Source organism: Gilliamella sp. LMG 34362, assembly GCF_984569125.1.
This window is the reverse complement of record NZ_OZ474902.1, coordinates 1,825,858-1,841,385: the sequence shown is the minus strand read 5'-3', so window position 1 is coordinate 1,841,385 and position 15,528 is coordinate 1,825,858. Positions and strand designations below refer to the sequence as shown.

Sequence of the window (15,528 nt, the reverse complement as noted above, 5' to 3'; positions counted from 1 at the left end):
ATTTTTAAAATACAACCTTATTTGATAGGAAGTATAATGTCTGCATTTACGCTTGATCACCTTTCTCAAGGACGTGAAGCTGTTATTAAACGTCTATTACCTGACTCTTTACCTTTTCGTCAAAAGCTTTTAGCTATGGGAATGACGCCCGGATGTAAGTTGACTGTGATGCAAATCGCTCCATTAGGTGATCCAATCGAAATTAATTTGCGTGGTTTTCTATTGTGTTTACGCCGTCGTGAAGCGGCTGCAATTGAGGTTGAGATAGTCGTATGAAAATTGCATTGGTCGGTAATCCCAATTGTGGCAAAACGACATTATTTAATTTATTAACTGGTTCAAAACAGCGTGTAGGTAATTGGCCAGGGGTAACAGTTGAGCACAAATCTGGTTCGTTTGCTTATCAAAATAACCACTATGATATTGTTGATTTACCGGGAACTTACTCTGTTGAGCCAGATCCAATCGGTATTGCTCAAGATGAATTTATTACTCGGCAGTTTCTATTAGCTGATAACAATAGCTTGATAGTTAATGTTATTGATGCAACAAATTTACAACGCAGTTTATATTTAACATTTCAGTTAATTGATATGCAAGTACCTATGGTAATTGTGCTTAATATGGTTGATGCACTTAAAGCTATGGGAGAAAGATTAAATATCGATAAATTAACCAAAGCTTTAGGTTGTCCGGTTATTGCGATTTCGTCTACGCGAAAAACTGGATTATCAAAATTTTATCAGCAAATTGAAGCTAGCACATCGAATTTAAAGATTGCAATGCCAACCATTGATACGTTAAGTAGTGATGCACAAGCTGTATTTAACCGATATTTAGCTGAATTGCCTGCAACCAGTAGGATACAACAATTTAATCGTTGGCAGTTAATTGAAGCCTTGCTTAATGGGGCAAATGAATCTTTAGATTTTTTAGAAAACGAAAAGTTAGCTGCTTGTCGTTGTTTATTGTCTATCAATTTCGATAATCAGATTGACGTAGCACTTGCAAGTGCACGTTATGATACGATTGATACGCTTTGCAAGATGGTGATTGATAAGCCTAGAGAAGCCAATATTAATCTTACTGAAAAATTGGATAAATTAGCTTTAGGGCGTTTTACTGGTATTCCATTCTTTTTACTCGCAATGTATAGCATGTTTTTTATTGCGATTAATTTTGGTTCAGTTTTTGTCGATTTTTTTGAAGGGGTATTTAGTACCATTTTTGTTAATGACTTTACTTATCTCTTAAATATGCTAGATACACCAACTTGGTTAACGGTTATTTTAGCTGATGGGGTTGGTAATGGCATCACCACGGTATCGACTTTTATACCGGTTATTGCGGCGATGTTTTTTGTGCTATCTTTTTTGGAAGATTCAGGTTATTTAGCGCGAGCAGCAATGATTGTTGATCGTTTTATGCGATGCATCGGTTTACCCGGTAAAGCGTTTGTACCCATGTTAATGGGGTTTGGTTGTGGAGTACCCGCAATTATGGCAACGAGGACACTTGATAGCCCTCGTGATCGTATTTTATCAATTTGTTTAATTCCGTTTATGTCTTGCAGTGCTCGATTACCCATTTATGCTTTGTTTGCTGTAATATTTTTTCCTAATCATGGATCGATTATTGTCTTTATGCTGTATTTGCTGGGTATTTTAGTAGCTATGCTAACGGGATTTATATTAAAAAATACTCTGTTACAAGGTAAATTAACGCCATTTATTATGGAAATGCCTGTTTATCGCATTCCGACATTACGAAGTATGTTGAGAATAACTTTTCAACGTTTGAAAAGCTTTGTTTTACGAGCAGGAAAAGCCATTGTCGTTATGGTAACCGTACTTAGCTTCTTTAATTCCTTAGGAACTGATGGTTCATTTGGGAATGAAAATTCAAATCACTCTGTGTTATCAGTTATGGGACAAAAAGTTACCCCTGTATTTTCACCTATGGGAATTGATAAGCAAAATTGGCCTGCGACAGTAGGTATTTTTACTGGGATATTTGCTAAAGAGTCAGTTGTGGCAACTTTAAATTCACTCTATTCAATGGATCATCAAACTGAACAACCGGAGCATTTTTCTTTTTATAATAGCATCAAGTCAGCGTTAGAAACCATTCCAGATCATTTTATTGATTTAACTAACGCAATTTTTGATCCGCTAGGTCTATCAAGTATTAATCAAGATGAAAACAGTCTACAAAATGAATTGTTTATCGACTCAACTACGGTATCGAAAATAAGTAATTCATTTGTTACATCATCTTCAGCTATTGCCTATCTTATTTTCGTGTTGCTTTATACACCTTGTGCAGCAGCATTAGGCACAATCTATCGTGAAACAGGGCTAAAATGGATGATATTTGTGGCTATTTGGACCTTTGTTATAGGTTGGTTGTCTGCAACGATTTATTACCAATTTAGTTTATTAGGCCAATCTTCATGTGCGCCTTATTGGTTGATAGCTATTGGAGGATTTATTACTTTCATTTTTATCATTATGCGTAAAATCGGTCGTTTACCTTGCTTTAATCAATATTACTTACCAAAACCACGATCTTACAAAAACCAATCAGCTTGTTGTGAATAAAATTAGTGGTTAATGTTAAATATTGAATAATATGTTAATTACTGCAATTCGTGATTATATTCAGTTACAAGGACGAGCTAATCTACAAGATGTGGCTCGTCACTTTCGTTTGTCTACCAGCGCTGTTGAACCTATGCTAAATTTTTGGGTTAAAAAAGGGTTAATAAAATTAATTAAACGTGATTTATTAACTTGTGCAGGTAAACAGTGTTCAACGTGTATAAGTTGTAATTTAGACGCTTATGCAAGCTATGTATGGATTGAGTAGAATATCTTATACAATCAATTGATGGCTAAAATTAATTTGATTGTATCAAAAGTATTAGTATCTAACCTTTGATAAATTCCAGCCAAATTATTTTAATTTTTTGCTTTTTTTAGAGTTGAATCCACTTTTTTATCCGCCATTAAAAATTAAATTATCTTTAATTTGCTATTTTTTTGCGACTTATGTCACAAAATTAAATTTATTTGTATCTCAAAATTACAAATGATATTAATATGAACTTATGTTCATTTTGGTGAAAAAAAAGAAAAATATAAAACCGATAAAAGTAATAAAAAGATATCCTTGGTTTGAATTTAATTAAAAAATTTACTAACTATTGAATTAGATAATTAGATAAATATTAAGAGTCAACTTGTTACATTAATTACTTGTTGATTTTGATGTGCTAAAAAGTTAGTTAATGTTTATGGAATAAAAATATTTTTCGTTTTTATCGATAGCTTATTCAGATCAAATTGTAGTTTTATCGTTCTTGTTCATTTTTAGCCAAAAAGACCTTAACCGAAACGACGAAACCTTGTCGTTTTATCACTTAATAAATGTTATTATAACTATGTTTAAAAAACATGTAGTAGAGGAATTAGATGTATGAGTCAATTAGATGAATTCAAAAAATTAACTGTAGTTGTTGCTGATACTGGTGATATCGATTCGATTAAACAGTTTTCTCCTGAAGATGCAACAACTAATCCATCGCTTGTTTTAAAAGCTGCTCAACTTCCTCAATATCGTTATTTAATTGATTCTGCTATTGAAACAGCTAAAAAACTAGGTGGTAGTAAAGCTGAGCAATTGGTTAATGCCTGTGACCAAGTAGCGGTAAACATAGGCGCTGAAATTTTAAAATCTATTCCGGGACGAATCTCAACTGAAGTTGATGCAAGATTATCATTTGATACCCAAGCTTGTATTGAAAAAGCTCGTCGAATTGTTGAACTTTATAAACAAAAAGGCATTGATAAATCAAAAATTCTGATTAAAATCGCTTCTACTTGGGAAGGTATTAAAGCTGCTGAAGTTTTAGAAAAAGAAGGGATTAACTGTAATTTAACTTTATTGTTTTCTTTCGCTCAAGCGCGTGCTTGTGCCGAGATTAATGCCTTTTTAATTTCCCCATTTGTTGGTCGTATTTATGATTGGTATCAAGCTAAGAAACCTATTGATCCTTATATTGCTGACCAAGATCCAGGTGTAGTTTCAGTACGTAATATCTATAACTATTATAAACAACATGGTTATAAGACTATTGTCATGGGGGCTAGTTTTAGACAAGTTGATCAAATTTTAGCATTGGCTGGTTGTGATCGTTTAACTATTTCCCCTAATTTATTGTCTGAGATGCAAAAATCAAGTGCCCCAGTAGTGCGTAAATTAGATCCAAATCAAACCTTAGTTGAGCGTCCTACATTAATGACTGAAGCTGAGTTTAGATGGCAGCATAATAGTGATGCAATGGCCGTTGAAAAATTAGCTGAAGGCATCCGTGCATTTGCTGTCGATCAGGGTAAACTAGAAGATATGATCGGAGCACTACTTTAATTAATAGAATAGGGGAATATATTCCCCTTTTTGTTTTGTTACGAAAGCGTTTTATTTGTCTACTATTTGTAGACAATCAATGAATATTTAAAATATATTTTGGAGAATATGAACATGAATGTAACCACACTATCCCACCGCGAACTAGCCAATGCGATAAGAGCATTAAGCATGGATGGCGTGCAAAAAGCGAAATCAGGCCATCCAGGTGCGCCGATGGGGATGGCAGACATGGCTGAAGTCCTTTGGCGAGGATTTTTAAAACACAATCCTACCAATCCTAATTGGGCTGATCGGGATAGATTTGTATTATCAAATGGTCATGCATCAATGTTAATTTATAGCTTATTACATTTGACTGGTTATAACGTAACGCTCGATGACATAAAAAACTTTCGTCAATTAAATGCTAAAACCGCAGGTCATCCTGAATTTGGACATCTTCCGGGAATTGAAACAACAACAGGTCCATTAGGTCAAGGTATTGCTAATGCTGTCGGTATGGCTATTGCTGAAAGAACATTAGCAGCTCAATTTAACAAACCTGCACATACCATTGTTGATCACCATACTTATGTATTTATGGGTGATGGTTGTATGATGGAAGGGATTTCCCATGAAGTATGTTCATTAGCTGGTACACTTAAATTAGGCAAATTAATTGCTTTTTATGATGATAATGGTATTTCAATTGATGGTGAAATTGAAGGTTGGTTTACCGACGATACCGCTAAACGTTTTGAAGCATATGGCTGGCATGTTATTCGTGGTATTGATGGCCATGATGCTAAGGCATTAGCTGAGGCTATTGAGCAAGCACAAGCGGTAACTGATAAACCATCATTATTAATGTGTAAGACTGTTATTGGTTTTGGTTCTCCAAATAAAGCTGGAAGTCATGATTGCCATGGTGCACCACTTGGTGATGCTGAAATAGAAGCAACTCGTAAAGCTTTAGGTTGGTCATATCCTGCATTTGAAATTCCAAAAGATTATTATGATGCATGGGATGCAAAAGCTACTGGTAAACAACGTGAAGATGAGTGGAATGCTCGCTTTGATGCATATGCAAAAGCTTATCCAGAATTAGCAAAAGAATTCAAACGTCGTATGGATGGTGATTTACCAAATAATTGGCAACAAGTTGCTAAAGATTTTGTTAATAAGCTACAAGCAAATCCAGCAACAATTGCTACCCGTAAAGCTTCGCAAAATGCCATTGAAGCTTTTGCGCCTGTGTTAACTGAATTTTTAGGTGGTTCAGCTGACTTAGCACCAAGTAATTTAACTATGTGGTCAGGCTCTAAAGAGATTTTAGCTAATCCAGATGGTAACTACATTCATTATGGTGTCCGCGAATTTGGTATGTCTGCAATCATGAATGGTATTGCTTTACATGGTGGCTTTATTCCTTATGGTGCAACTTTCTTGATGTTTATGGAGTATGCGCGTAACGCAGTCCGTATGGCCGCTTTAATGAAAATTCGTTCTTTATTTGTCTACACGCATGACTCAATTGGTTTAGGTGAAGATGGTCCAACTCACCAACCTGTTGAGCAGATGGCAAGCTTACGTGTTACTCCAAATGTTAGTACTTGGCGTCCTTGTGATCAAGTTGAATCAGCTATTGCTTGGCAATATGCTGTTGAACGTAAAGACGGTCCAACTGCGTTAATTTTCTCTAGACAAAATCTTAAACAACAAGAACGTACCGAACAACAATTAGCCAATGTTTATCGTGGTGGCTACATTTTAAATGATTGTAATGGCACTCCTGAACTTATTTTAATTGCAACTGGTTCTGAAGTCGAACTAGCAGTTGAGGCTTATCATAAACTTACTGAAGCAGGTAAAAAAGTACGTGTTGTTTCAATGCCATCAACCGATGCATTTGATAAACAAGATCAAGCTTATAAAGAATCAGTATTACCATCTTCAGTCTCTGCACGAGTTGCTATTGAGGCTGGCATCAGTGACTATTGGTATAAATATGTTGGTCTAAATGGTAAGATTATCGGTATGACAAGCTTTGGTGAGTCAGGTCCAGCAGAACAATTATTTGCTAAATTCGGCTTTACAGTTGAAAACGTTCTAGAACAAGCAAATAGTTTATTAAAATAATAAAGTTATTTTAATAGTAAAAAGCCACCTTATCGGTGGCTTTTTTTAATCTAATTAAATTAAGAGACTATAATTTGAATATTTGTTTACTTTGGTATATTAATTAAATTATCGCGATGCTCGTTTTAATATTATTTGTGTTGGTTGTTTTTGTAGATAAACCATTCTCGCAATTAACAGAAACGCAGCAACAGCAAGTCCTAATATAATCCCTATCCAAAATCCGGCAGCACCAATTGGTTGCATGACCAGATCTGTTAAGCCTAGAACATAACCAACAGGTAATCCAACAACCCAATAAGATAATAAAGTAATAAAAAAGATGCTTTTTGTATCTTTGTAACCACGTAATACATTACTTGCCACTACTTGTAAATAATCTGAAGCTTGGTAAATAGCTAATAGGATAATGAGTTGTAGACAAATAGCTATAACCGCAGCCTCTTTAGTAAATATCGTAACAATAGGTGTTCTAAATACCACTAAAATTAGTGCTACGATAACAGCAATGACTAACGATATGAGCAAACTGATGAAAGCTGTTTGTTTAGCTAAACTTGGTTTTCCTTTTCCTAACAGATAACCGACGCGAATACTGGTTGCCACACCAAGAGATAATGGAATTGCAAATGTTAAGCTACTGATGGTAAAAATAATTTGATGTGCAGCCACAGTTATTTGTCCGAGAGGGGCAATAAGTAAAGCAACGACAGCAAACAAGCTCATTTCAAAAAAGTAAGCAAGGGCTAGAGGCATTCCTAAAACCACTATTTTTTTGATGATGGAAAAATCAACAAGTTTTGTTAATGGTGTTTTACGAATATCTTGTTGGCTAGCAGTAGTTAAAGTATATAAACGGATTAAAATGAACATTAACCAGAAAATTATTGCTGCAGTAATGCCACAACCAACACCACCAAACGCAGGTAAGCCTAATTTGCCATAAATCAAAATATAGTTAATTGGAATATTAGCTAGTAAAGCAATGAATATAATCACCATGGCAGGTTTTGTGTTAGATAAACCTTCACATTGATTGCGGTAAACTAAAAATAGTAGAAATGCAGGTACTCCCCACATAATTGCACGTAAAAAAGAGACGGCAACTTCGACCATTTCTGGATCAATCGGGTTATCATTAGAGCTTCTTAAACTAATTATTCTATCTGAATGATAGAGAATTAACATTATGATCACCGATAAAATTAATGCGATCACCACACCTTGCCGTGTATGATCGGCAACTTGCTCACGTTTAGCTGCACCATTTAAGTTTGATATAATGGGGGTTAATACAGTCAATAGCCCTTGACCAAATAAAACTGTAGGTAACCAAATGGATACCGCAATAGCAACACCTGATAAGGCTGTTTTACTGTAATTGCCAGCCATAATTGTATCAACAAACGTTATTGCTGTTTGTGATATTTGGGCAATCATGACAGGAATAGCTAAGGTGATTAAATTATTAATTTCACTTCGATAATGTAATTTCATTGATTGTATTTACTGTTGTACAGTTCCCCATAAATCGTATTCATCTGAATGTTCAATATTGACTTGAACAATATCACCAACTTTAACAGCTTTTTCTTCATTTAGATAGACAACGCCATCTATTTCTGGTGCATCAGCCATACTCCGTCCAATTGCACCTTCATCATCCACTTCATCGATAAGGACAGACAATGTTTTACCAATTTTGTTTTGTAGCTTACAGGTTGAAATTGTCTGTTGTAATTGCATAAAACGATCGAAGCGTTCTTGTTTTATATGTTCAGGTATTTGGTCGGCTAATTGATTAGCTGCAGCACCTTCAACTGGGCTATATGGGAAACAACCGACACGATCTAACTGTGCTTGAGAAAGAAAATCAAGCAGTAATTCAAAATCTTGTTCGGTTTCACCTGGATAACCGACGATAAAAGTTGAACGTAGGGTGATTTCTGGACAAATATCTCGCCACTTATGAATTCTTTCAAGTGTTCTTTCAATTGTACCTGGTCGCTTCATTGATTTTAATACTGTAGGGCTAGCGTGTTGTAATGGTACATCTAAATAAGGTAAGATTTTGCCATCAGCCATTAATGGAATTAAATTATCCACACTAGGGTAAGGATACATATAATGTAGACGTACCCAAATACCAAGACTAGATAATTGTTCACAAAGGGTATGAATATCGGTTTTTAACGGCATACCATTCCAAAAATTGGTTCGGTTTTTTATATCAATACCATAAGCCGATGTATCTTGAGCTATAACTAATAGTTCTTTTACTCCTCCATCAACCAAACGTTTTGCTTCATCAAGCACATTACCAATCGGTCGACTGATCATTTCGCCACGTAATGAAGGGATAATACAGAATGAACAACTATGGTTGCAGCCTTCTGATATTTTCAAATAAGCATAATGTTTGGGTGTTAGTTTTACGCCTTGTTCGGGCACTAAACTAATAAATGGATTATAGGAAGGTTTTGGCGCATATTTATTAACATGTTCAAGAACAGCTTCATAACTGTGTGGTCCTGATATTTCAAGTACTTTAGGATGCACATCACGGATTTGATCTTCTTTTGCGCCAAGACAACCAGTCACAATAACTTTTCCATTTTCATTTAGCGCTTCGCCAATGGCTTCTAATGATTCTTGTACCGCACTATCAATAAAACCACAGGTGTTAACAATTACTAAATCTGCATTATCGTAGCTAGGTACAACTTGATAACCCTGTGTACGTAATTCAGTTAAAATTCGCTCAGAGTCAACTAAATTTTTAGGACAACCAAGGCTCACAAATCCAATAGTAGGGGATGATGTATTCATAATATTTATAATAATTTAAAATTTATTGAGGTATTTATCGAGAATTTAAAAGTTTGCCAATTTAGATTATGACAACAGGCGGGCATTTTAACATATTTAATTTGAACCAAATAAAAAATTTTTAGCGAGTTATTATCTGAATTAATATAATTTCTTATGGCATGTATTATAACACGCCATCTATCGTAAATAAGTTGAAGTGTATCCGTAATAAAGGATGCTTCAATGTCTGTAATTTAATCTTATTGGTTGATTATGTGTAACCGATAATATCGATAAACCGTATTTGTCGGTTTACTAATATTAATATCCTTTGCATCTATTCTTTCCTTTCAATATTCAATTATTACATTATTTTTATAAGCTCTATATTATTGAGCTACTTTATCTAACAAGATTTGACTTATTGTTTAATTATTTTTATTTTCAATATGTTAGATTAATATGCGATAACTTATTAACTTAGTTTTTAATTCTAATTAATATCAATTAAAAATATCCTCTCTAACCATATCAAATTAAGAGTTATTAAAACTGTTTTATTAAAGCCCTTCATAAATTTTACTTTCTTCTTGTATGTCTTCATTCCCATAATATTCGAAGAAAAGATCGGATTCATATATAATTTTCAATTTACCTTCTGCATGGCTATTTCCTTCTAGCAGTAAACTAATACCAGATTGTTTGAAGTTAGAAAAATAGACGCCACAACCTTGATACCCTAAACATTGATAAAATTCGTCATTTTCTCTATATACTTTTAGGCCGATTTCTTCAAGAGATTCCGCTTTGCCATATTTTTTTGTTAATGCTTCTTTATATTTAAAATATGCATTTTTACCTTCAACTCCATAGGGATCTCTTGTAATTTCCTCACTTAATACTACTTTTATCAAACCTAATTGCTTATGAGCTAATAACTTATATGAAGTAAAATTAGGTAACGTTATAGGAGGGTTAGGTAGTTCATATATGATCAAATCATTTTGTTCAATTATTTCTTTTGCTTTATATTTTGAAACAATGTCCGATATTGGTGCCCCCCATGTTAAACCTATTGGAGCATCCGCACGCGCGTGAACCATAAAAGGAAATAATACTGCAACTAACAATAGTTTTTTCATTAATGTTTACTCACCTTATATTAAATTGGCGTGTAATAATAAACAATAAAAAACATTTATCAATCATTTGATAGGGAGTATGTGAAATATTCTGAGGAAGGGCAAGGCAAAGCTGTTAATTAAAAAGCCCTTATAATGATAAGGGCTTTTGTGAAAGGAAGTTAATTTATCATAAAAAATTAAATTATTTTAATATATTAATTACTTCATCAATTTGACGGTCTAAGCTTTCTGCACCACCGCCAGACAAGTACCAAAGATCTGGTGTTAAATAAACCACTTCAGTTTTGCTCTTTGCTAATACTTTTGCATTGAAGAAGTCATCTTTCATCGCAGACTGACCAATTGCTTTACTGCGGTCTACAACATAAATAATGTCTGGTTTGACTTTACTAATGTAACTATTATCAATAAAAGTTGGTTTTGGTTTTCCAATACCATTGGTTGGTTGTGGCGCTAATGGTACTGCGCGTTTTACATGTAACACATCGTGAATTAATGCTGCGCTAGAGCTTGCATTGATAAGGATCATTTTACCGTCATTGTGAATAGCTACAATTGCTTTTTTATCACTAGCTTGAGCAACAGATTGAGCTTTACTTAATTTGGCATCTAATGATTGAATTAGGTTGTTAGCTGTTTCTTCAGTACCAGTAATATTTGCTAATACATTGATATGGTTTTTGGTTGATTCAAGATAGTTTTTGGCATCAACGCTTAAATTAATGACTGGTGCAATTTTAGTGAATTCTTCCGTATGGCTTGCTTGTCGGCCATCAATGATAATTAATTGTGGTTTAGCTTGTTTGATTGCATCAATATTTGGTTCTTTCATATTACCTGTATCAATAACGTTTGCATTTTTATATTGTTGAAGATAAGTCGGAAGAACAGAAAGCGGTGTTGCTGTAACAATTGATCCTTTACCTAAAGCATCTAATGTATCTAAGGCTCCATAATTCATCACTACAATTTTATTTGGTGATTTAGGCACAACAACTGATTGTTTATTATCTGGATTTACTGTAATTGACGATTGACAACCAGTCAAACCTAACATTAACGCTGCTAAGCTACTTAATAATAGTTTTTTCTTAGTATTCATAATTAGTTCCTATATGTATGATGCAAATGATAACTATTATTGTTTAAGGTGTGTTAATTGTCTAGCAATAAATAATTTTTCGTAAGGATATTGATAATTATTCTCATATAGTATATTGTTATCGGCAGATTTCTTTGCAAAATATCAATATAATTAATAGGGTTATAACAATGAATACGAAGTTTAAGTTGGCTACACATGTCTTAAATACAAGTATTTTATTATCATTATCAGGTTTAGCGATGGCGGCTGATGATAAAAATACTGATACTATGGTGGTGACAGCATCAGGATTTTCACAACAAATTAAAGAGGCTCCTGCAACAATTTCAGTGATCACACCAGAAGAAATTAGCAAAAAGCCTTATCGTGATGTCACCGATGCTCTGAAAGATATTCCCGGTGTCACAATTACTGGCGGCGGTGATTCAACTGATATTAGCATTCGTGGTATGGATGCCAAATATACCTTATTATTGATTGACGGTAAAAAAGTGAGCACTCGTGAAACTAGACCAAATAGTGATAATTCTGGTTTTGAACAAGGTTGGCTGCCTCCATTAACCATTATTGAGCGTATTGAGGTTGTACGTGGACCTATGTCTTCTTTATATGGCTCAGATGCTATGGGTGGTGTTGTTAATATTATTACTAAAAAAGTATCAAACAAATGGCATGGTGGTTTAAGGGTTGAATCAATTGTCCCTTATCGTTCTGATGAAAAAAATACTTACATTGGTAGTTTTTCGACTATGGGGCCAATTATTGATGATATTTTAGGTATTCAGTTATTTGGTCAATATAGCAAGCGTAGTGAAGATAAATTCTTAAATGGTCATTCAGGACAAAAATTACGCAGTCTGAATGGAAAACTATCGCTTAATGTTACTGATACCCAGACATTTGATCTCGACTTTGGCCGATCTTTACAAAATAGTAATGCTACAGGTGGAAAAACAAGACCTGTTAATCGCGGTGATTTCAATAGAGATAACCGTCGCAACTCTTTTGCTTTAACGCATAATGGTTTATTTGGCGATGTATCAACGACATCCTTTATTTCTCATGAAGGTAATAATAATCCAGAAAGAAAAATGAAAATTCGTAATACTAACGTTGACTCACGTGTGACAATTCCTTTCTCGATTAATATGTTAACTGCTGGTGGAGCATATACTTATCAAGAACTTCATGATAGAGGTAATCAATTAAACAAAACTCTAACAAAAATTGATCGTTGGAGTTATGCATTATTCGCTGAGGATGAAATAAGTATCTTTGATAACTGGAGTATAACGGCTGGTTTGCGTTATAACAAAGATGAAAACTATGGTAGCAACTGGAATCCAAGAGTCTATAGTGTCTGGAATATTGATGATAACTTTACCTTAAAGGGTGGTTATTCAACTGGATTTGCAACACCGCAACTCCGCCAAGTTGTTTCAGATTGGGGACAGGTTACAGGTGGATCTGGAACAGGTAACAAAGGAATGATAATGGGTAATCCCGATTTAAAACCTGAAAAAACGGATTCATTTGAAATAGGCGTTGGTTATACCAATGATTATGGTATTGATGCATCTGCAACAGCTTTTTATACTAAATATAAAGATAAAATCCAGTCTTATTATATTTGTCGTGGTAATGCAGGATCAAGAAATTGCAAAATCAATGGTTATAGAGAAAAATTTGATTTTGTTCAAGGCCGTGAGAATGTGGATAAAGCAGATCTTAAAGGTTTAGAACTATCATTTAAAACACCATTGTTTACTGATTTCTTGCTAAGTTCTAACTATTCTTGGACTAAAACAGAACAAAAAACTGGTAAAAATAAAGGTAAACCTTTAAATCGTACACCTAAGCAAAAATTCAATACCCAGCTTGATTGGAATTTAACCCAACAATTGGATTTATGGACTAAAGTTGCTTACTACGGAGTGGAATCAACCACGGATCGTAGTGGTAAAAAAATTGAATATCCTGGTTATACCTTCTGGGATGTAGGAACATCTTTCAAAATAAATCAAAATGCTAAGATTTATGGTGGTGTTTATAACTTATTTGATAGAGATGTTTCTAACGATGATTTCGGTAAAACCTTAGAAGGTCGTCGCTATTTTATTGGTACTGAAATTAATTTCTAATTAATATTCATCAATAAAACTGTTATTATAAATATTGAGTGGCTGTTAATTCAGCCATTTTTTATTAATAATATACTATACATAAATATTTTAGTTTATTCGTTATGATTTCGGATTATTTCAAAAAGGGATTTTAAATTAATTCATGTCCAAATTTGGCTGTAAGATTATATTTATTGTTATATTGATTTTAATGTACTCACCTGCATATGCTAATAATATTGTATTAGTTAATCTATCTAGATCTAAATTTGTCTTTGATCCATATGCAGCAATATTTGTTGTAGTTTTACTTTTTGTTTTATGGCAAGTGTTTAAAATACGGTCAACACGGAAGATTAAGCAATGGGAAAAAGAAGAACAGCAACAAAAGCAGCAGAAGAAGGCTGAAAGAGATCGGTTATTTGCTGAGTCAAGAACAAGAATGCGCTTAAAAAAACAATTAACTAAACAAAAATCACGGAAGAAAAAAACACCAGAAAAGTAATATTAGCCCCTAGCCTGTATTTATTCAGCTCAGCTAATTTTTTAATTATAAAAATTTTGAGTAAAGGGGTTTTTTAGACTTTCAATTCATCAAGATTTCCTATCAATTATCATTGATAGATAACAAACTTATCAAGCTTAATTAAATATCCTATCTCATTGAATTATTTATTGGTCGTAATACATAGCAAGCTAAAGGATTTTGTAATATATTATCTGTTATGAATGCAATAAGTTGCTAAAGTGTTGAAAGGCAAATTTAATGGTTATATTTGAAGATAAACAAGAGTCGGAATTACTTACTGAAATTGCAGTCGCATACTATGAGTATGAACAAACTCAAGAAGAAATTGCTCAGCGATTTGGTCTTTCACGCATTAAAGTTGGTCGTTTGCTAAAAAAAGCTAGGGCAGAAGGAATCGTTGAAATAAGTGTTAAATATCATCCGATATTTAGTTCTCGCATTGAACAGCAATTTGTCAACCATTTTGGTATTAAACGAGCTTTAATTGCTTTAGATCATCAAGACGAAGAAGAGCAACGTAGACAAGTTGCTGCACTGGTATCAAATTATCTGTCTAGTACTTTAAAAAATGGTATGACAGTGGCGGTGGGACAAGGGCGTAATGTTGCTGCTATTGCCAGCCATGTTGGTGTGTTTCCTGAAAAACAGTGTAAATTTATTTGTGGCATAGGAGGTACTCAGCGTGTTGGTGAAATTATAGATGCTGATCATATTAGTCGAAGTTTAGCCAGAAAATTTAGTGCAACTAGTGAAACTTTGTATGCGCCAGCTTATGTAGAAAACAGTGAACTCAAAAGGGCATTTACCCAAAATCGGGTTATTAAAGACACATTAGAAAGAGCGGCTAAAGCCGATATTGCTTTAGTTGGTATTGGCGATATGAATGAAAACTGTTATATGGTGCAATTGGGTTGGTTTACTCCACAAGAAGTGACCTATGCAACATTAAATCAGGGTGTTATTGGTGATATTGCCGGATATGGATTTTTTGATATCAATGGCAATCCTGTTGATACAACCATGAATGATCGAGTGATTGGTTTAAGTATTGAAGAATTACGTAATATCCCGTGTGTTATTGCTATTGCTTCGGAAAATACTAAAGCAACAGCAATTTTAGGAGCACTACGTTCCGGCGTAATTGATATCATTGCGACAAGTGCTTCAAACGCTAGAACTATATTAAGTTTACAACAAAATAAAATATAATTTAGCTAATAAGCTATTTGTATACACATTACAAATAGCATTGATTAATCTAAATAG

The 15,528-nt window shown here is 33.9% G+C and carries 12 protein-coding genes; 8 read left to right on the top strand and 4 right to left on the bottom strand.

Going from position 1 to position 15,528, the window contains the following annotated elements; genetic code table 11:
- The first annotated feature begins 36 nt into the window (after window positions 1–36).
- The 5 genes from AC5LWZ_RS08490 to tkt all read left to right on the top strand — a co-directional run bounded on the left by AC5LWZ_RS08490 (window position 37) and on the right by tkt (window position 6,549).
- Window positions 37–276, top strand: a complete 240-nt coding sequence (locus AC5LWZ_RS08490) for a FeoA family protein (protein ID WP_294892956.1) — start codon at window positions 37–39, stop codon at window positions 274–276.
- Window positions 273–2,600, top strand: coding sequence for a Fe(2+) transporter permease subunit FeoB (gene feoB, locus AC5LWZ_RS08485; protein ID WP_493463479.1), 2,328 nt, complete (start codon window positions 273–275; stop codon window positions 2,598–2,600). The genes AC5LWZ_RS08490 and feoB overlap by 4 nt, the downstream gene beginning before the upstream one ends.
- Before the next feature lie 31 nt (window positions 2,601–2,631).
- Window positions 2,632–2,868 carry a FeoC-like transcriptional regulator gene (locus tag AC5LWZ_RS08480; RefSeq protein WP_110447618.1) on the top strand — a complete coding sequence of 79 codons (237 nt, stop codon included), beginning with the start codon at window positions 2,632–2,634 and terminating at the stop codon, window positions 2,866–2,868.
- A gap of 609 nt (window positions 2,869–3,477) precedes the next feature.
- The gene (tal, locus tag AC5LWZ_RS08475; protein WP_198247787.1) at window positions 3,478–4,428 is read left to right on the top strand and encodes a transaldolase; all 951 of its coding nucleotides are present in this window, start codon (window positions 3,478–3,480) and stop codon (window positions 4,426–4,428) included.
- A gap of 114 nt (window positions 4,429–4,542) precedes the next feature.
- Window positions 4,543–6,549, top strand: a complete 2,007-nt coding sequence (gene tkt / locus AC5LWZ_RS08470) for a transketolase (protein WP_493464197.1) — start codon at window positions 4,543–4,545, stop codon at window positions 6,547–6,549.
- 108 nt (window positions 6,550–6,657) lie between these two features.
- Here tkt and AC5LWZ_RS08465 read toward each other — a convergent pair whose 3' ends face one another.
- From AC5LWZ_RS08465 to AC5LWZ_RS08450, 4 genes are all read right to left on the bottom strand, one after another.
- Window positions 6,658–8,046, bottom strand: a complete 1,389-nt coding sequence (locus tag AC5LWZ_RS08465; RefSeq protein ID WP_493463478.1) for an MATE family efflux transporter — start codon at window positions 8,044–8,046, stop codon at window positions 6,658–6,660.
- A gap of 9 nt (window positions 8,047–8,055) precedes the next feature.
- Window positions 8,056–9,378 (bottom strand): 30S ribosomal protein S12 methylthiotransferase RimO, encoded by a 1,323-nt coding sequence (gene rimO, locus AC5LWZ_RS08460; protein WP_110447622.1) that lies wholly within the window; start codon window positions 9,376–9,378, stop codon window positions 8,056–8,058.
- 542 nt (window positions 9,379–9,920) lie between these two features.
- Window positions 9,921–10,502, bottom strand: coding sequence for a hypothetical protein (locus AC5LWZ_RS08455; RefSeq protein WP_110447623.1), 582 nt, complete (start codon window positions 10,500–10,502; stop codon window positions 9,921–9,923).
- 184 nt (window positions 10,503–10,686) lie between these two features.
- Window positions 10,687–11,607: an ABC transporter substrate-binding protein gene (locus AC5LWZ_RS08450; protein ID WP_493463477.1), complete on the bottom strand. Its 921-nt coding sequence runs from the start codon at window positions 11,605–11,607 to the stop codon at window positions 10,687–10,689.
- A 170-nt stretch (window positions 11,608–11,777) separates the two neighbouring features.
- Between AC5LWZ_RS08450 and AC5LWZ_RS08445 the strand changes: the two genes are divergently transcribed.
- The 3 genes from AC5LWZ_RS08445 to AC5LWZ_RS08435 all read left to right on the top strand — a co-directional run bounded on the left by AC5LWZ_RS08445 (window position 11,778) and on the right by AC5LWZ_RS08435 (window position 15,471).
- Complete coding sequence (locus AC5LWZ_RS08445) at window positions 11,778–13,751, top strand: TonB-dependent receptor domain-containing protein (protein ID WP_493463476.1); 1,974 nt, start codon at window positions 11,778–11,780, stop codon at window positions 13,749–13,751.
- Between the two features lie 193 nt (window positions 13,752–13,944).
- Entirely contained in the window at window positions 13,945–14,238 is a 294-nt protein-coding gene (locus AC5LWZ_RS08440; protein ID WP_493463475.1) for a hypothetical protein, read from the top strand.
- Between the two features lie 261 nt (window positions 14,239–14,499).
- On the top strand, window positions 14,500–15,471 hold the full coding sequence (locus AC5LWZ_RS08435; RefSeq protein WP_065613193.1) for a sugar-binding transcriptional regulator: 972 nt from the start codon (window positions 14,500–14,502) through the stop codon (window positions 15,469–15,471).
- Window positions 15,472–15,528: the final 57 nt, after the last annotated feature.

Excerpts from the sequence above, each read along its gene's own strand:
- AC5LWZ_RS08490 (WP_294892956.1), top strand. The coding sequence starts at position 37 with ATGTCTGCATTTACGCTTGATCACCTTTCTCAAGGACGTGAAGCTGTT.
- feoB (WP_493463479.1), top strand. The coding sequence starts at position 273 with ATGAAAATTGCATTGGTCGGTAATCCCAATTGTGGCAAAACGACATTA.
- AC5LWZ_RS08480 (WP_110447618.1), top strand. The coding sequence starts at position 2,632 with ATGTTAATTACTGCAATTCGTGATTATATTCAGTTACAAGGACGAGCT.
- tal (WP_198247787.1), top strand. The coding sequence starts at position 3,478 with ATGAGTCAATTAGATGAATTCAAAAAATTAACTGTAGTTGTTGCTGAT.
- tkt (WP_493464197.1), top strand. The coding sequence starts at position 4,543 with ATGAATGTAACCACACTATCCCACCGCGAACTAGCCAATGCGATAAGA.
- AC5LWZ_RS08465 (WP_493463478.1), bottom strand. The coding sequence starts at position 8,046 with ATGAAATTACATTATCGAAGTGAAATTAATAATTTAATCACCTTAGCT.
- rimO (WP_110447622.1), bottom strand. The coding sequence starts at position 9,378 with ATGAATACATCATCCCCTACTATTGGATTTGTGAGCCTTGGTTGTCCT.
- AC5LWZ_RS08455 (WP_110447623.1), bottom strand. The coding sequence starts at position 10,502 with ATGAAAAAACTATTGTTAGTTGCAGTATTATTTCCTTTTATGGTTCAC.
- AC5LWZ_RS08450 (WP_493463477.1), bottom strand. The coding sequence starts at position 11,607 with ATGAATACTAAGAAAAAACTATTATTAAGTAGCTTAGCAGCGTTAATG.
- AC5LWZ_RS08445 (WP_493463476.1), top strand. The coding sequence starts at position 11,778 with ATGAATACGAAGTTTAAGTTGGCTACACATGTCTTAAATACAAGTATT.
- AC5LWZ_RS08440 (WP_493463475.1), top strand. The coding sequence starts at position 13,945 with ATGTACTCACCTGCATATGCTAATAATATTGTATTAGTTAATCTATCT.
- AC5LWZ_RS08435 (WP_065613193.1), top strand. The coding sequence starts at position 14,500 with ATGGTTATATTTGAAGATAAACAAGAGTCGGAATTACTTACTGAAATT.